The following is an 18,030-nucleotide window of genomic DNA, read 5'->3' as shown; positions in this document are numbered from 1 at the left end:
TTTTATTTTTGTTTTGCATTTGCCTAAGATAAGGCTTCTTTTAATATTGTAATAGGGTGCTTAGCTATCCGTTTTGTTCCGTCATAAATTTGATGACGACAACTAGTACCAGCGGCTACAATTTCGGTTTCAGAAGAACAGTTTCTTATTTTAGGAAACAAAGTATCTTCACCTACCTGCATGCTTACTTTATAATGCTCTTTCTCATAACCAAAAGAACCAGCCATTCCACAGCAACCAGTATTCATAATGGTAACTTTGTAATTTTTTGGAATGTTTAATATTGAAAAAGAAGCATGTGTACTAGATAGTGCTTTTTGATGGCAGTGCCCATGTATTTTAAGTTCTTTTGTATCGTTTGAAAAAAGAGAGATGTCAATATTCCCTTTTTTTAATTCAGAAGCTAAAAACTCTTCAAAAGTAAATGTGTTTTTAGAAATATTTTTAGCAGATTCTTTATCGTCAGCTAAACGGATATATTCATCTCTAAAAGTTAAAATAGCAGAAGGTTCAATACCAATTAACGGAGTTTTATCTGTTATTACATCTTTAAAAATTGTAATGTTTTTATTGGCAATTTCTTTAGCTTCTTTTAAAAAACCTTTAGATATATGACTTCGTCCACTTTCTTCATGTTGAATATATTTAATTTCATATCCAAGCTTTTCTAAAACAATAACAGCATGTTTTCCAATTTCGGTATCATAATAATTAGTAAACTCATCGTTAAATAAATATACAGACTTATTTGAAGTTTTTACATGATGTTTGTGCAACCATGCATTTAAAGGTTGTTTAGCTAATTTAGGAACAGAGCGTTCAGTAGCTACTCCCATTACTTTTTTAGCTATAGTTGTATTGGTGAAAAAGTTTGTTAGAGTTGGAAATTTACTTCCTAATTTATTGTATTTAACATTGTTGGCAAATAATTTACTTCTGAACGAATAACCATTTGTTTCTTGATATTGATATAAAAACTCTGCTTTCATAGAAGCAATATCAACATTACTTGGACATTCAGTAGCACAAGCTTTGCAACTTAAACATAAATCTAAAACTTGTTTTAGTTCCTTAGAGTCAAATTTATTTTTAGCAGTATTGTTGGTTAGAACTTCACGTAAAGTATTTGCTCTTGCACGTGTAGTTTCTTTCTCGTTACGTGTTGCTCTATAACTAGGGCATAAAGTACCACCAGCTTCAGGAGATTTTCTACAATCACCAGATCCATTACATTTTTCAGCAAGTTTTAAAATACCTTCACTATCAGAGAAATCTTGAATAGTTTTTATTTCAGGTTCTTGTCTGTCAATTTCATAACGTAAGCTTTTGTCCATAGGAAAGGCATCGGTAATCTTTCCTTTGTTAAATACATTGTTAGGATCAAATGCTTTTTTTATCCTACGTAATAATTGATAATTTTTATCACCAATCATTAACGGAATAAATTCAGCACGAACAATTCCATCTCCATGCTCACCACTAAATGAACCTTTATATTTTTTTACTAATTCGGCAGTTTCAGTCGTTATTTTTCTAAACAATACAACATCCTCTTGTTTCTTTAAATTCAAAATAGGACGTAAATGCAATTCACCAGCTCCCGCATGAGCATAATACACGGCATTTTGCTGGTATTTGTCCATAATTTGAGTGAATTCTTCAATGTATTCAGGTAAGTCTTCTAAAGCAACAGCAGTGTCTTCAATACAAGCTACTGCCTTCATATCTCCAACAATGTTACCTAACAAGCCTAAACCAGCTTTACGTAAATAATGAACTTTTGCAATATCTTCTCCGTACACTTTTGGATAATGATAACCGAAATTATTAGCTTTTAAATCTTCAATAAGTTTATCAGCTAGTATTTCTGCTTCCTCAATGGTGTTTGCCGAAACTTCTAACATTAAAACAGCTTCGGGGTCACCTTGTAAAAAGAAACGATTTTTAGCTTGCTCTCTATTACTTTTAGTGCAGTCTAAAATTACTTTGTCCATCAATTCACAAGCATATAGTTTGTGATTCATGGCTGTAACTGTTGCTTTTAAACTGTCATTTATACTGGTAAAATGTGGACATACCATAATACTTTGAGTAGGAGGTAAATCGTCTAATTGAATGGTTATTGAAGTCGAGAAAACTAAAGTGCCTTCACTACCTGATAAGAATTTTGCTGGATTAAGTATTTGTTCATTTCCTCCAAATAAATCAGAAGTTAAAAACTCATCAACAGCGTACCCTGTATTTCTACGGTGAATACTTTCTTTAGGAAATTCTCTTTTTATTTCTTGCTGATTTTCTTTTGAAGTTAACTCATTATAAATAGCTTTATAAATGTTTCCTTCTAAAGAGTTTTCAAATCGTTTTTGCTTAAACTCATCAGAAGTTATTTCTGAGAAAACAACTTCGCTTCCGTCACTTAATAAACCTTCAACAGCGACTACTTTATCGCGAGTAACTCCGTATCGAATAGAGGTACTTCCAGAAGAGTTATTCCCTACCATACCACCAATCATACATCGATTAGAAGTTGAGGTGTTTGGTCCAAAAAATAAACCGAAAGGTTTTAAGAAACGATTTAAATCGTCGCGAATAATTCCAGGTTCAACAGTAATGGTTTTGTTTTGTTCATCAAAAGCCAATACATTGGTAAAGTATTTAGAAACATCAACTACAATTCCATCACCAACACATTGTCCAGCAAGAGAAGTACCAGCAGTACGTGGAATTAAAGTAATATTATTTTTAGTAGCAAAATCAATTAAAAGTTGAATGTCCTTTTTATTTTTTGGATAAGCAACTGCTAATGGTATTTTACGATATACCGAAGCATCGGTTGCGTAAATATTTTTATGTAAATCATCGAAAAACAACTCGCCTGCTAAGTTTTTTTCTAAATTTTGTAGTTGTATATTTTGTATCATGGTTTGCACCTTATGATGTTGTTAGTTGTTTGTGTAAATAACTATAATGCTCGTTTTCTTTTATAGAATATAAACCTATATTTATTTTTCGTTTAAAAAACGGAGCATTTAATACCATAGTATGATATTCTCCATTTTCTCCACAAATATCTATATTTAATTCTTTTAAATTGTTGATAGTTGTAGAATCTATTGTTTTACCCACCCAATCTTGAGAAAAAAAAGGTTTTTTAACTAAAGAGAAAATAACTTCAAATTTTTTATTTAGTAAGGTAGAGAGTAATTCTGTTCTATTCTTTTTCCATAGAGGATTGTATACTTGCATACCCGATTTTTCACTACATTTTTCAATCCAATTACTCTGGTTTTCAATTTCGTCTATATCACCAGTAATTAAAGTTTCAATTTTATATTTAGTTTTTAATAAACTTATAGCATTTTCATAACTTTCTTTTATTGGTTTTTTTATTGTTAGTATTATATGCGGAAGTTCAATCTCATTAACTTGTTGTTGAATTAATGATAAGTTGTGTGCTTTAAAATCTGGATTTTCAGGAGCAAAAGTTATTAGGTGAGTAATAGAATATTCTCTTTGTTGAGCTTTAAAAAATGCTAATGCACAATCTTTTCCGCCAGTCCATAAAACAGCTGCAGTTTTATTCATAATTATTCTATTGGGATATTTCTTTTAAAACACGTATCAAAACAAATAAAAGTATCGGTGCCAGCAACACCTTTTATTAAATGAACGTTATCGTATAGTATTTTTTGTAAGTGCTCATTATCTCTAGCATAGATTAAAATGAAAATTGCATAATTACCAGAAACAAAATTACATTCTACAATTTCATCAATCTTTTCTAACTCTTTCATTACATCTTTTGCAAAACGTGCTTCACGTAAACGAATTCCAGTATACGATTTGGTTTTATATCCTAATTTCTTTTCATCTAAAATAAATTCAGCATTTTGAATAATACCTTCAGAATTTAATTTTTTTATACGTTGATGAATTAAAGAGTTAGAAACATTGAGTTCTTCAGCTATTTGTGAATAAGCTTTACGGGCATCTTTTCGAAGCTTAAGAAGTATTTGTTGGTCTATATAATCAAATTGATTTTTCAAAAGGATAATTTTGTTATGTTTTGATAGAACAAACTTAGTTTAAGTTGTAAAATAGACAATCTCTTTTATGAAAAAAAATGTAGTCGAAAATCTAGATTTTCGACTACACATTATATTAAATATTTATTTGTTCTAAACATTTTTGAATAGTTTCATCTTGCATATCTTCATACCATTTCATCAATTTGTATACAGGTTCGCCTAAATCTTTTTCAAATAATGATTGATTAGATGTTCCTTCATACTCACGCTTAGCATCATCTGTACCTAAGTTTGAAGCAAAAATTCCAGCAGCACTTACAGGTAAAAAATCTTCATAAACCATAGGTTCTATAGTTAAATAACCATCCTTTAATAATTGGTTTACATCTGCTTTTGTATATTCTTTACCTTTTGATATATTTTTTATTTTATTGGTAGTAAAATAATGGAAGTAAGCTAGCTTATTAGATTGTAATTCGTTATAGTTATCAGGAAAAACTTTAAAGTTTTCTGCTAATAATTGATTGTATTCTGATGCATTTTCAGCAGTTGGTGATCCGCCAATTGCTTTACGTGTTTTACCTAACAACTCATTATATAGATCTAATCCTTTTTGAGTTACAGCTACACCACGTTGTTCAATTTCTCCAAAACGAGCTTTGTGTTCCCCCATTTTTCCATTTCCAACATTACCTTTAAAACTTACTTTTTCGGTTAGTGCTTTAAAACTTGTTTGGCGTAATAAAATTGGGCATTTTCTTGCTGGAGGTCCTTCTATATTATCTTTTGGAGGAATATTACGAGCTTCCATACTTGTTTGCACCTCATCTATATCTAAGGTTCTAGGTGTTAGGTGATTGATGTGAGGTCCTTTAAAAGCAACTACATCGGCAATTAATCTGTGCTGGTTTAATAATGCTTCGTACATTTCGTGATCTACCGTAGCAGTATCATGCCATCTAAAAGTTTCTAAAGCTTCTTGAACAAAGGTTTCTGTATCCTCTTTATTTAAACCTCCTTCTTTTTCAGATTTATCAATTAATAGTAATGCTTTTTCTGTGAAAATCTGACGATTTTCTAAAATAGTTTCAACATTATTACGAAGCTGATTATCGTCAATTAAATCTAAACGTAATAAAGATGTAAAAACTCTAAACGGTGCTTGGTTAAGGGCAGTGTTCTCTATAGCTCTAAATGCTGTAGAATGAACAGGGACACCAGCTGGTGCTAAATCATAGTAGCCAACAGGATACATTCCCATAACTTTAAATAAGCGTCTCATTGTAAATAATTCATAAGGTTTACCTAAACGAATTGCTCCATGACGTTCCATATTTAATCGAGTTATTTCTCCTGTATGGGCTAACTGTTCTTTAATTTCTTTAGATTCTAATAGAACATTTTCATTAATATCATGAACCAAGTCAAGTAGTTCACCGTAAAGCGGTACCTCGTTCTTGTACATATCAGACATGATCGTAGAGAAGCGATTACGAATATATTCTGGTGAGACAAATGTCTTAGCAGTATTATTAAAATCTTCTAATATATTTTTTGACGACATAGTTTATTAAATTTTACTACAAATAAAACAAATTTAATCTTTTTTAGTTGCCACAAAGATAAAATTAACGTTAAAGTTAGTTATTTTATGTTTGTTTGGTTTTTATATTGATTTTTTTTAAGTAAAAAAACAATTTTTAATTAAAAAAAGTTATTAAAAAATCAATTTGACTTTACTGTTAAATGAAAACTGTTTAGATTATGAACAAACGCTTTTGTAGTTTTAATTATGTGATAGTTATGGTTGTTTTTGGTCAATGTTTAAACTCATTTCAAATTGATCAATTATATTTTTAAGACCAATATTGTTGATGACAAAAATCTTTACTGAAAGTCTTGTGTCGACGTTGTTGATTTTAATTGTTTTTGAAAATTGTTTAATACCTGAGAAAAGTCTTTCCCATCCTATATTTGAATTGTTTAATAAATCAAATTGTGCCACATAGTTTTGTTCTGAATTAATTATAAAAAATGATTCGGGTTCATTATTGTAAACTATTTGAAAAAACTTATAATTATCTTTTAATATAGATTCTTTTTGGTTATCCCAAGAATAAAACGATTGATTAGGTAGTTGTTTCCAATTTACATTTTTTAAATCGATTTCTTTTAATTCATATATAGAAGAGGTGTTTGTTTTTATTGTACCTCTGAAACACTTGTAGGTTTTACAAATATTAAATCCAATACTTTTGTATAAGTGAATAGCTCTTTCGTTTTTTGTTATAACTTCTAAAGAGCTTTGTTTGATATTATTTAATTCTAACTCATTTAATGCGTATTGGTATATCGATTTTACAATTTTTTTCCCCCTGTATTCTGGAATTACTCCAGTGCCAGTATTAAATGCTGTTAAAATTCCATTTCTTTTATCAATTGCATGAATTATGAATCCAACTAATTTTTTTTCATCAAACATGCCATAAGAAAAATTAAAATCAACTTTAGCAGCTTTCCATCTTTTTTGGTAATAATTATGATCCTTTGGCATAGGAACAAAATAATTTTCAAAAGCTAGAAGAAAACATTCTATAATTTTTTCAAATGGGATGCTAGATAAATTTTTTACGATCATAATTAAATTGATTTATTGTGCTTATAACACAATATCATTTTCCCATTTATAAGGTGCTGGAATATCGGTATCGTCAATTAACTGACGAATGTCAATTTCAATACCTCTACTCATATTGGTAATAGGTACATCGTTAGGGCCACCTTCAAAAGGATTTTCAGAGTTTTCACCAATCGCTTCCATAGAATAAAAAATCCATGCAATTAACGTACTAAACGGAACAGATACCCATTCAAAATGACGCGCAATAAATACTTGAACTTTGTGCATAATAGCAGTTCTAGATTGGTGACTAGCCAAGGTTTCTGTAATTCGATCACCTAAAGCTTCAAATTCTTGCATCATACCATAAGGTAGTAAGACAATAAATATCCAAATAAACATAAAGTTTAATGTGGCAAATTGTCTTGGGTAAGGAAAGTTTTTAATACGCTCAGATTTCCCTTGTAAAGTATATAATTCAACTAACATTTTTTCGAGCTCCATATGTCGGAAGTCATCTATTAATCCTTGGTTTTGAAGCTCTTTAATTCGTTTAGATTGAATTCCTAATAATTGAGAAGCTTGATTTCCTTTAGCAAAAACTTCATTATATTCAGTATCAGAAATATAAGGAGAAATAGCTTCTTTTATTGGAATATTATCTTCAAAAACATAGACGTTTTCTTCTCTAAATTCTTTGTTAGATTTACTAATCTTAGTGTAATTTTCCCAAGGCTTGTCTTTTCGCATTTGATAACGTAAAGCTGTTAGCCAAGCAATATGTCTATGCACTAATTCTTTATGAATTGATTTTAATTCATGAGTATGCATTTGCTCGCTTTTTATAAAATCTTTAACCATAATGGTAAAAGAACGAGAGGTGTTTACAATACCACCCCAAATTTTACGAGCTTCCCATAGTCTATCATAAGAAGCATTATTTTTAAAACTTACAATAAAAGAAACAGCTGTGCCTAATACCCCTAACGGTAACCACGGAACGTATAGCCATTTCCAGTGCATAACGTCAAATAAAAAAACAGGAATTAAACTAAGTAGTATAAAAACATAGATATATCTTCTTGTCCATCGCAACATCCCTTTTATAGGGTAAGTTTTTTTAGTGTACATAAAAACGAATTAGTTTGTAATCAAAAATAACGTTTTTGATTTAATATATTTGTGAGTCTATCAAACAACGAATTCATGAAAAAAGCTTTTATATATTTAGTATTATTTCTATCAATTTCAGTAGTAGCTCAACAACAAGTAGATTTATCGTACTATTTACCAAAGGATGTAAGCTATAATAAAAATATACCTACACCAAAATCTGTAATAGGACATGAAGTAGGAGAGTGGCATATTACGCATGATAAATTGGTTACATATATGAAAGCTTTGGCTAAAGCTTCAGATAGAGTTACTATAGAAAATAGAGGAGAAACATACGAAGGTAGACCGTTGTTATTACTTACAATTACAGCGCCTAAAAATCATCAGAATTTAGAGCAAATAAGGAAAGATCATATTAAAGCAACAGACAATGCTTCGGTAGATATTTCTAATAAGCCAATAGTTGTGTACCAAGGATTTTCAATTCATGGAAATGAACCAAGTGGATCTAATTCAGCTTTAGCGGCAGTTTATTATTTAGCAGCAGCAGAAGGAACTAAAATTAATGAGTTATTAAATAATACAGTAATTTTATTTGATCCATCATTGAATCCAGACGGATTACAGCGTTTTGCTTATTGGGCTAATACGAATAAGGCAAATAATATAAATCCAGATCCGAATGATAGAGAATATCATGAAATTTGGCCAGGGGGAAGAACGAATCATTATTGGTTTGATATGAATCGTGATTGGTTACCTGTACAGCTACCAGAAAGTAAAGCAAGAATAGAAACGTTTCATAAATGGTTGCCAAATATATTAACAGATCATCATGAAATGGGAACAAATTCAACCTTCTTTTTTCAGCCAGGAATTCCGAGTAGAACGAATCCGTTAACACCTCAAATGAATCAAGATTTAACAAAAGAGATTGCAACATATCATGCAAAAGCTTTTGATAAATTAGGATCAACATATTATTCAGAAGAAAGTTTTGATGATTTTTATTATGGAAAAGGATCTACATTTCCAGATATCAATGGAAGTATCGGAATTTTGTTTGAACAAGGAAGTTCTCGAGGGCATGCTCAAGAAAGTGACAATGGAGTGTTAACATTTCCATTTACAATTAGAAATCAATTTACTGCAACTTTATCAACATTAGAAGCTGCTAAAAACATGCGAGTAAAAATCTTGAAGTATCAACAAGATTTTTATAAAAACTCAAAGAAGTCAGCTGAAAATAAAGCAATTGTTTTTGGAGATGAAAAAGATGCAGTAAAAAGTTACCATTTAGCTAAGGTTTTAAAGAAACATAAAATAAAACTACACGAGTTAAAATCTGATTTAACAGCTAATGGTAAGCGTTTTAAAAAAGGCTATAGTTATGTAGTTCCGATGAACCAGAAAAACAACAGATTAATTAAGGCAATGTTTGATGTGAGAACTACATTTAAAGATAGTTTGTTTTACGATGTTTCAGCTTGGACATTTAATCATGCTTTTGGAGTAGATTTAACGAACAATGTTCCGTTAACCAAAGTAGGAAAAGAAATAACGAGCTTAAAGAAAAAACAGGGAAGTATTCAAAATAAAAGTACAGTTGGATATTTATTTTCATGGAATGAATACGAAACTCCTAGAGCTTTAAATACAATTTTAGAAAAAGGATTGAGAGCTAAAGTAGCAATGAAACAATTTAAGAATGAGAGTAAGTCATTTGATTATGGAACTATTTTCATTCCAGCTCAAAACCAAAAATTAAACAATACTGAATTATTTAATTTTTTAGAAGAAGTAGCAATTAAAAATCATATTCAAGTTATAGGTGTTTCAACAGGTTTAAATAGTGGTATAGATTTAGGAAGTAGAAATTTCAGAACACTAAAACAACCAAAAGTAGCTATGTTAGTTGGTCGAGGAATAACAAGCTACGATGCAGGAGAGGTTTGGCATTTGCTAGATCAACGTTTCGATATGAAATTGACTAAACTTGATGTATCATATGCGTCAAGAGTAAATTTAAATAAATATACCACCATTATTGTACCTAATAGTTATTCAATTGATAAAAATTTAGAAGGAAAATTAAAAAAATGGGTTCAAAAAGGAGGTGTATTAATTGGGTATAGAAATGCTGTGAATTGGATGTCAAGTAAAGGGTTTATTAAGTTAAAGTTTAATAAGCCGAAAATAGATACAGTAAAAAATGTATCGTTTGAAAATCGCTCATTGCAGTCTGGAGCACAGGTAATTGGAGGGGCTATTTTTGAAGCTAAGATAGATCGTTCTCATCCTATAAATTTTGGATATAAAAATAACAAGATAGCTTTGTTTAGAAATACACGCCAATTTATTCAACCAGATCAAAAAAGTTATAATAACCCAATTCAATACACAAATAAACCATTGTTGAGTGGTTATATTTCAAAAGAAAATTTAAAGGAGTTAAAGAGTACGATACCCTTTAAATCGCAACGTTTAGGAGCTGGTAAAGTAATTGTATTTACAGATAACACAAATTTTAGAGGATTTTGGTTTGGAACAAATAAATTGTTAATGAACGCTATATTTTTCGGGAGCTTGATGTAATTTTAGTTATTTTAATTGTTTGTTTTTTAGGGTGTTACTTTTTTTTGTAAAGTTTTTTTATATCTTTAACAAAATAAATTTTAAGTCCCCCACATTATGAAAAACAAGCTATTTTTAGCCATGACCTTGGCTACGTCTGTTTTATTTTCTCAAAACAGCGAATTATGGAAAAAACAAGAAAATGTAAAAGAAAAAGCAAGTGTTTCTGCACAGCAAAAAAGATTGCCTGACAAAGAAATTTATCAACTAGATTTAAAAGCTTTAAAAAAGGTTTTAACAAATGCTCCACAAAGAAAGTTTGGTAATAAGTCTAGTGTGGTTATAGCTTTCCCAAATGCTGATGGAAAGTTAGAAAAATACCGAATTTCTGAAGCTTCAGTACTACACCCTAGTTTATCAAAAAAATACCCAGATATAAAATCCTATATGGGTATAGGTGTTGAGAATTCTTCAGATAGAATTCGTTTTAGTCTTTCAAATGCTAAGGGTTTACAAAGTATGCGTTTAGGTATAGATAAGCCAACGGTATTTATTGAACCATATTCAGATGATTTAAAAAAGTATACTATTTATAAAAAATCTGATAAACCAAGAGATGTTGATGGATTTAAATGTGATGTAGATCCAAAGAATAGAGATAAAAGTACGAGCGGTTCATCTTTGCACAAAAATGCAGATGATGGAACTTTAAGAACGTATCGTATTGCTATTTCAGCTACTGGAGAGTATACTACACATCATGGAGGTACAAAAGCACAAGCATTAGCAGCAATGAATACTACTATGACTAGGGTAAATGGAATCTATGAAACAGATTTTAACCTAACCATGATAATTATTGCGAATAATGAAGATGTAATTTATACAAATGCGTCAACAGACCCTTATTCTAACGGAGGTTTTAATTCACAGGTACAATCAACATTAACAAGTGTTATTGGTGAAGCAAATTATGATATAGGGCATTTATTTGCAAAAGCATCAAACAACGGAAATGCAGGATGTATTGGGTGTGTTTGTGTAGATGGAAGTAAAGGAAGTGCTTTTACTTCACGTACAACTCCAGAGGGAGATCCTTTCGATGTAGACTTCGTAGCACATGAAATTGGACACCAATTTGGAGGAAATCATACATTTTCAATAAGAAATGAAGGAACGGATGTGCATATGGAACCAGGAAGTGGTACTACCATAATGGGGTACGCAGGTATTACAGGAGCAACAGATGTACAACCAAATAGTGATCCGTATTTTCATGCAATAAATATTCAACAAATTACAAACTATATTAAAACAACTTCATGTCAAACAAATACATCAACAGGAAATAATGTACCAACAGTAAATGCAGGAAGTAATTATACGATTCCAAAGGGAACAGCATTTGTATTAACAGGTTCGGCTAATGATGCAGATGCATCAGATGTGCTTTCATATTGTTGGGAACAAATGGATGAAAATAATGCGGCAACAACTTATCCAAGTGTAACAGCTACAGCAGGAGTTGCTTTTAGATCGTTCTCTCCAACAGCTAATACATCTAGATATTTCCCTAGATTAGAAACTATAAAAGCAGGAAATACTTCTTGGCAATGGGAGGCAGTACCAAACGTAGCTAGAAGCTTAAATTTTAGATTAACAGTAAGAGATAATAGAGCAGGGGGTGCAACTAATAATAGTGACGATATGTTAGTTACTGTAAATGGAACTGCAGGACCTTTTGTAGTAAACTCTCTTAATACAAGTGTTACTTTGACTGCTGGAGCTACAGAAACGATAACATGGGATGTAGCTGGTACAACAGCTAATGGTGTAAATGCAGCAAATGTTGATATTTTAATGTCTACAGATGGTGGTGATACTTATCCTGTGACTTTAGCGAGTGGAGTTGCTAACGATGGATCACACGATATTACAGTACCAAATTCGGTAGGAAGCCAAAATAGGATAATGGTTAAAGGAACAAATCATATATTCTTTGATATTTCTAACGCTAACTTTACAATATCTAATCCATTACCATGTACAGCTTCAGTTCCAACAGGAGTTAGTGTAAGTGGAGTTGTAGCGTCAGGGGCAACAGTTTCTTGGAGTACAGTATCTGGTGCAACTTATACTGTTGAATATAAGAAAACATCAGATTCATCTTGGACTTCAAGTAATACATCAGGAACAAGCATAACATTGTCAGGATTAGATGCGAATACTAATTATGAAGCTAGAGTAAAGAGTGTTTGTTCAGATGGAACTTCTTCTAGCTTTAGTGGAGTAGTTACTTTTACAACAACAGATGTACAGTTAGTATATTGTACAGTTAAAAGTACAAATGTAAATGATGAGTATATTTCAAATGTAAAATTGAATACTATTGATAACACTTCAACCGGTCAGTTCTATTCAGATTTTACAAGTATTTCAACTACTATAACTAAAGGAGCTTCAGAAACAATTACGATTACTCCAACTTGGACAGGAACAACATATAATGAAGGTTATGGAGTTTGGATTGATTATAATAAAAATGGAGTATTTACTGATGCAGGAGAATTGATTTGGAGTAAAGCAGCTTCTAAAGATACACCAGTTTCTGGAAGTTTTACAGTTCCAGCATCAGCAGTTACTGGAGATACTAGAATGAGAGTTATTTTACAATACAATGCAATACCAAGTCCCTGCGGTGAATTCACTTATGGAGAGGTAGAAGATTATACAGTTACTATTGCGGGTGCTGGAGCAGATACAGTAGCGCCAGTACTAACATTACTAGGAAACAGTGTTGAGAATATAAATGTAGGAGGTGCCTATACAGATGCAGGAGCAACTGCTAATGATAATGTAGATGGAGATATTACTAGTAATATTGTGGTAACAGGTTCTGTAAATGCGAATACGCAAGGTACTTATACATTAACTTATAATGTGTCAGATGCGGCAGGAAATGCAGCAACACCAGTTACAAGAACTGTTAATGTTAATGCTGTAGTTGCTGGTTGTACAGGAGGAATAGGAAGTTATCCGTATGCAGAATCATTCGATTCATCTTTTGGAGCATGGACACAGTCTAGCGCAGATGATATTAACTGGACAAGAAGAAATGGAAGTACACCATCTAGTGGAACTGGACCATCATCAGCTAATAATGGATCACATTATATTTATGTTGAAGCTTCTGGAAGAAATACAGGGTACCCGAATAAAAGAGCTATCTTAAATTCACCATGTTTTGACTTGTCAGGCTTAAGCGCAGCAACAATTTCATTTAAGTATCATATGTATGGAGCTACTAATATGGGAACTATCGATTTAGAAGTAAGTGAAGATGATGGAGCAAATTGGACTTCTATTTGGAGCCAATCTGGAAATAAAGGTAATTCATGGTTAACAGCATCAGTAAGTTTAAATGATTATGTAGGAAAAGGTATTAAGTTACGTTTTAATCGTGTAACTGGAAATACATGGCAAGCAGATATTGCTATTGATAACTTTGGAATTACAGGATCAAATTCAGCAATTACTACAAGAGGTGATATTCTTGAATTCGCGGTTTATCCTAATCCAGTTGGAAATCAGTTAAACCTAATAAAACCAATAGGTTTTGAAAAAGTAGATTATACCATATATAATACATTAGGACAAAGAATAAAGAAAGGTGTTACTACTAAAAGTATAGATGTTAGTGGATTAAAATCGGCTATTTATACGATTATCATTGAAAAAGAAAATGACGTGCAGAGCATCCGATTTATTAAGAAATAAGCGACATAATAAACTGTTTAGAATTTTTTATCTAAGCAGTTTATTTTAGCAATGCATTAATTTAATTGTTTTAAAATCAAAAAAAGTATTGATTATCGTTGAATAGTCAATACTTTTTGATTTTAATAAATCTATTTTTTTGACAACAAACTGTAACAAAACAAAGAAATATTCGTCTTTATAGTATATTAATCAAAAAAATACTATGAGTTTATTAAGAGTTTTATTGGCAATTTTTTTTCCACCATTATCCGTTTTAGGTAAAGGATGTGGATCTGTAATAATTGTTTTTTTATTAACCCTTTGTGGTTGGGTTCCTGGAATTATTGGAGCTTTAGTGATATTAAATAATCCGAAATAAAAGAATGTGACTTTTAGAAATTTACGTGTCTAAATAATTAGAAACCAAAATTATAAAAATATGATTTACATTTTTTTTACGCTACTTACATTTTTTATTTTCAAGAATTACATTTCAAATTTATATAGATATAAAACATGTAAAGTTTACAGCAGAAAAGAATAGAAATATTTATGTATGTTATTTGAAAAAGAAAAAGCGCTCATTGAGCGCTTTTTCTTTTTATTCTAAAACTTCATCTATAATTTTTCCAGTGGATCCATTAGGGAATTCAATTTGAAGTAAATTAGATATAGTAGGAGCAATATCTACAATTTCATATTTTTTCTTTGAAGTTCCTTGTTTAATACCGTTTCCATAAAATATCATAGGTATATGGGTGTCATATGAATATCCAGATCCATGAGTTGTACCTTTTTTAGAATGACTTATAGTTGATGGGTTTGGAACTAATAAAACATCCCCAGAAAACTTTTGATTATATCCATTTTGTAACGAGTTTAAAATCCCGTTAGTAAAAGTGGTAGACTGCAAAGTTTTTGCAGTTACGGTTTTGTAAATACCTTTGTAATTGATTACTTCATCTGCTATTTTTTGAGCAACTGTATGTACATCTAGTTTTAATTCTTCAATTTTCTCTTTATTTAAGAAAATTTGAAAATTAGATATGTTTTCAACTATAGCATCAGAATTAAAGTGCTTTTTAGTAATTTCAGTTACATAATCTCTAAACTTTGTATAGCTAAAATAGTTTGCTGGAATTTTAACAGACTGAAGGTAAGAAGGAACTTGAACAGCAGCATGATCTGCAGTTAAAAATAAAGTGTAATTACCTTCACCAACTTGGGTGTCTAAAAACTTAAATAAGTTAGCTAAATCTTTATCTAATCGTAAATAAGTGTCTTCAATTTCTTTAGAAGCAACACCAAATTGATGTCCAACATAATCGGTTGATGAGTAACTAACAGCTAAGAAATCTGTGAAATTTGATTTGCCTAAGTTTTCTCCAATGATAGCAGCTTTAGCAAAATCGGTAGTTAAAGAGTTACCAGCAGGAATAGCCTTTATAATACTGTAATTGTTGTTCTTACTTTTTAAAGCAGGTATGTTATGAGGAAAAACAGGTTTTTCTTCACCCTTAAAAGGCTGTTCAAAATTATTATCATCCGAAATACTTTCAGTATACGTATTTATGTCATATAAAGTTTCCCACGGTTGCTCTAAATACTCATCAACTTTTTTAGACATGTTAAATTCTTGTACCCAATTAGGAAGATTGTTCACGTAATAAGAAGACGAAATCCATTGACCTTTATCACCACCATCAAACCAATAAGCTCCATTAGCTGCGTGGCCAGCAGGTAAAATAGCAGAACGATCTTTAATCGCAATACCTATAGTTTTACCGTTCATGTTTTGTGCTAATTTCAATTGATCTGTAACCGTTGTAGTCAACATTCTGTAAGGTGATTTTTTACCGCCATCACCATTATTACCTATGGTTTTATACTTACTGTCATCTACACAATAAATTGATTTTTTAGCATATTTATCATACCAGTTATTACTAATAATAGCATGGTTTACAGGGGTAGTTCCTGTATAAATAGAAGCATGACCAACTGCGGTGTATGTTGGAATATAATTATAATGTGCATTTTCTAAAGAAAACCCACCTTTTAATAAACGTTTAAATCCATCTTCTCCATATTTAGAAGCAAAACGAGTTAGATAATCATAACGCATTTGATCAATAACAACCCCAACGATCAATTTAGGTTTTTGAGTATTCTTTTTGGGATTTGTAAAACCGCTAAGCAAAGAAAGCATAGCTAAAGCAGCTAAGTATACTAATTTTTTCATTGTTAATTTTAAAAATTCAAAATCAAAGGTAAGTAAAAAGAGAGCTAAAACTCATAAATAAGATGCAGAGTTAATGGTTTTTTAATACTTTAGCAGTAGAGAAAAATAGATTATTTTAATGAATTATATAGAGCATATTGGAAAGTATTTTCTAATGCTGAAACAAGTTTTTACAAAACCACAAAGGGCTAGGGTTTTTCGTGAAGCTTTATTTAGAGAAATTGAAGAACTAGGTCATAAGTCGTTAGGTATTATAGCATTTATTTCTTTTTTTATAGGGGGGGTTATCGCTTTACAAACAGCATTAAATTTAGAAAGTCCATTTATACCTAAATCATTAATTGGTTTTGCAGCTAAACGATCAGTAATATTAGAGTTTGCACCAACATTCTGTTCAATTATTTTAGCAGGTAAAGTAGGTTCTTATATTACTTCAAGTATTGGTGCAATGCGAGTTACTGAACAAATTGATGCACTAGAAGTAATGGGGATTAATTCTTTAAATTATTTGGTACTGCCTAAGATAATAGCAACAGTTTTCTTTTATCCATTTTTAATTGTATTAGGAATGTTCTTAGGAATTTTTGGAGGATGGGTAGCAGGAGTACTTTCAGGATTATTTTCAGGAATAGATTTTATTACAGGTGTTCAAATGGATTTTGATCCTTTTTTACTTACGTATGCAATTATTAAAACATTAGTTTTTGCTTTTTTAATAGCGACTGTACCGTCATATCATGGTTATTATGTAAAAGGAGGATCTTTAGAAGTTGGTAAAGCAAGTACGCAATCGGTAGTTTGGACAACAGTACTGATTGTTATAGCTAATTATTTCTTAACGCAAATGTTATTGACCTAATGATAGAAGTAAATAAATTACATAAAGGATTTAATGGAGTTGAAATTTTAAAAGGAATTACAACGTCATTTAAACCAGGAGAAACAAGTTTAATCATTGGGCAAAGTGGTTCAGGTAAAACAGTTTTTTTAAAGTCGTTAATAGGTTTACACACACCAGAAAAAGGGAATATAATTTATGATGGACGTGTAAATACAGAAATGACTATTGAGGATAAAAGAAATTTTAGAAAAGAACTAGGAATGGTTTTTCAAGGAAGTGCTTTGTTCGATTCACAAACAGTTGAAGAAAATATAATGTTTCCTTTAAAAATGTTTACAAAACAACCTTTGAACGAAATGTTAGAACGTGTTAATTTCGTTTTAAAAAGAGTGAATTTAGAAAATTCTAATAAAAAATTTCCAGCAGAATTATCAGGAGGAATGCAAAAACGTGTAGCAATAGCAAGGGCAATTGTTATGAATCCTAAATATTTGTTTTGTGATGAACCTAATTCAGGTTTAGATCCGCAAACATCAATAGTTATCGATAATTTAATTCAAGAAATTACAGATGAGTATAAAATAACAACAGTTATAAATACGCATGATATGAATTCTGTTATGGAAATAGGAGATAAGATTGTATTTCTTAAAAATGGAATGAAAGCTTGGGAAGGATCTCATAAAGAAATTTTCAAAACAGATAATGAAGCAATAGTGAATTTTGTGTATTCTTCTAATTTATTTAAAAAAGTTAGAAAAGCATATTTAAATGACCTTTAGGTAACTTTCTGTGTATTAGTAGGTAAAAAAAAAGATGCATTTTTTTTGAAAATAAAGTGAAAAAAAAG

General features: G+C 30.7%; 12 protein-coding genes. 5 read left to right on the top strand and 7 right to left on the bottom strand.

Annotation, left to right across the window (positions count from 1 at the left end; translation table 11 throughout):
• Positions 1–23 precede the first annotated feature (23 nt).
• The 6 genes from Q0881_RS10360 to Q0881_RS10335 form a co-directional block, all read right to left on the bottom strand.
• The gene (locus Q0881_RS10360) at positions 24–2,921 is read right to left on the bottom strand and encodes an FAD-binding and (Fe-S)-binding domain-containing protein (protein ID WP_299159820.1); all 2,898 of its coding nucleotides are present in this window, start codon (positions 2,919–2,921) and stop codon (positions 24–26) included.
• A 10-nt stretch (positions 2,922–2,931) separates the two neighbouring features.
• Positions 2,932–3,585: a diphthine--ammonia ligase gene (locus tag Q0881_RS10355; protein ID WP_299159817.1), complete on the bottom strand. Its 654-nt coding sequence runs from the start codon at positions 3,583–3,585 to the stop codon at positions 2,932–2,934.
• Between the two features lie 2 nt (positions 3,586–3,587).
• A complete protein-coding gene (locus Q0881_RS10350) occupies positions 3,588–4,046 on the bottom strand; it encodes an Lrp/AsnC ligand binding domain-containing protein (protein WP_299159815.1) in 459 nt (152 codons plus the stop codon).
• 115 nt (positions 4,047–4,161) lie between these two features.
• Entirely contained in the window at positions 4,162–5,592 is a 1,431-nt protein-coding gene (locus Q0881_RS10345) for a VOC family protein (protein WP_299159812.1), read from the bottom strand.
• A gap of 237 nt (positions 5,593–5,829) precedes the next feature.
• Complete coding sequence (locus Q0881_RS10340; RefSeq protein ID WP_299159810.1) at positions 5,830–6,666, bottom strand: GNAT family N-acetyltransferase; 837 nt, start codon at positions 6,664–6,666, stop codon at positions 5,830–5,832.
• A 21-nt stretch (positions 6,667–6,687) separates the two neighbouring features.
• Positions 6,688–7,779, bottom strand: a complete 1,092-nt coding sequence (locus tag Q0881_RS10335; protein ID WP_299159807.1) for a bestrophin family ion channel — start codon at positions 7,777–7,779, stop codon at positions 6,688–6,690.
• Between the two features lie 75 nt (positions 7,780–7,854).
• Between Q0881_RS10335 and Q0881_RS10330 the strand changes: the two genes are divergently transcribed.
• The 3 genes from Q0881_RS10330 to Q0881_RS10320 all read left to right on the top strand — a co-directional run bounded on the left by Q0881_RS10330 (position 7,855) and on the right by Q0881_RS10320 (position 14,476).
• Positions 7,855–10,359 carry a M14 family metallopeptidase gene (locus tag Q0881_RS10330; RefSeq protein WP_299159804.1) on the top strand — a complete coding sequence of 835 codons (2,505 nt, stop codon included), beginning with the start codon at positions 7,855–7,857 and terminating at the stop codon, positions 10,357–10,359.
• A 96-nt stretch (positions 10,360–10,455) separates the two neighbouring features.
• Positions 10,456–14,115, top strand: a complete 3,660-nt coding sequence (locus Q0881_RS10325; protein WP_299159801.1) for a reprolysin-like metallopeptidase — start codon at positions 10,456–10,458, stop codon at positions 14,113–14,115.
• Between the two features lie 205 nt (positions 14,116–14,320).
• A complete protein-coding gene (locus Q0881_RS10320) occupies positions 14,321–14,476 on the top strand; it encodes a YqaE/Pmp3 family membrane protein (RefSeq protein ID WP_299159798.1) in 156 nt (51 codons plus the stop codon).
• Between the two features lie 222 nt (positions 14,477–14,698).
• Here Q0881_RS10320 and pafA read toward each other — a convergent pair whose 3' ends face one another.
• Positions 14,699–16,339: an alkaline phosphatase PafA gene (gene pafA, locus Q0881_RS10315; protein ID WP_299159796.1), complete on the bottom strand. Its 1,641-nt coding sequence runs from the start codon at positions 16,337–16,339 to the stop codon at positions 14,699–14,701.
• 118 nt (positions 16,340–16,457) lie between these two features.
• Here pafA and Q0881_RS10310 point away from each other — a divergent pair, with 118 nt between their 5' ends.
• The gene (locus Q0881_RS10310) at positions 16,458–17,198 is read left to right on the top strand and encodes an ABC transporter permease (protein WP_299159793.1); all 741 of its coding nucleotides are present in this window, start codon (positions 16,458–16,460) and stop codon (positions 17,196–17,198) included.
• Positions 17,198–17,962 carry an ATP-binding cassette domain-containing protein gene (locus tag Q0881_RS10305; protein ID WP_299159790.1) on the top strand — a complete coding sequence of 255 codons (765 nt, stop codon included), beginning with the start codon at positions 17,198–17,200 and terminating at the stop codon, positions 17,960–17,962. Before Q0881_RS10310 ends, Q0881_RS10305 begins: the two co-directional genes overlap by 1 nt.
• Positions 17,963–18,030 lie beyond the last annotated feature (68 nt).

Origin of the sequence: uncultured Tenacibaculum sp., assembly GCF_947494125.1 — a bacterium.
Classification (GTDB): domain Bacteria; phylum Bacteroidota; class Bacteroidia; order Flavobacteriales; family Flavobacteriaceae; genus Polaribacter.
The sequence above is the reverse complement of the archived record's forward strand: the minus strand, read 5'-3'. Positions and strand labels throughout refer to the sequence as shown.

What these genes read in the sequence shown, in the direction of transcription:
- Q0881_RS10360 (WP_299159820.1), bottom strand. Translation starts at nt 2,921, where the DNA reads ATGATACAAAATATACAACTACAAAATTTAGAAAAAAACTTAGCAGGC.
- Q0881_RS10355 (WP_299159817.1), bottom strand. Translation starts at nt 3,585, where the DNA reads ATGAATAAAACTGCAGCTGTTTTATGGACTGGCGGAAAAGATTGTGCA.
- Q0881_RS10345 (WP_299159812.1), bottom strand. Translation starts at nt 5,592, where the DNA reads ATGTCGTCAAAAAATATATTAGAAGATTTTAATAATACTGCTAAGACA.
- Q0881_RS10340 (WP_299159810.1), bottom strand. Translation starts at nt 6,666, where the DNA reads ATGATCGTAAAAAATTTATCTAGCATCCCATTTGAAAAAATTATAGAA.
- Q0881_RS10335 (WP_299159807.1), bottom strand. Translation starts at nt 7,779, where the DNA reads ATGTACACTAAAAAAACTTACCCTATAAAAGGGATGTTGCGATGGACA.
- Q0881_RS10330 (WP_299159804.1), top strand. Translation starts at nt 7,855, where the DNA reads ATGAAAAAAGCTTTTATATATTTAGTATTATTTCTATCAATTTCAGTA.
- Q0881_RS10325 (WP_299159801.1), top strand. Translation starts at nt 10,456, where the DNA reads ATGAAAAACAAGCTATTTTTAGCCATGACCTTGGCTACGTCTGTTTTA.
- Q0881_RS10320 (WP_299159798.1), top strand. Translation starts at nt 14,321, where the DNA reads ATGAGTTTATTAAGAGTTTTATTGGCAATTTTTTTTCCACCATTATCC.
- pafA (WP_299159796.1), bottom strand. Translation starts at nt 16,339, where the DNA reads ATGAAAAAATTAGTATACTTAGCTGCTTTAGCTATGCTTTCTTTGCTT.
- Q0881_RS10310 (WP_299159793.1), top strand. Translation starts at nt 16,458, where the DNA reads ATGAATTATATAGAGCATATTGGAAAGTATTTTCTAATGCTGAAACAA.
- Q0881_RS10305 (WP_299159790.1), top strand. Translation starts at nt 17,198, where the DNA reads ATGATAGAAGTAAATAAATTACATAAAGGATTTAATGGAGTTGAAATT.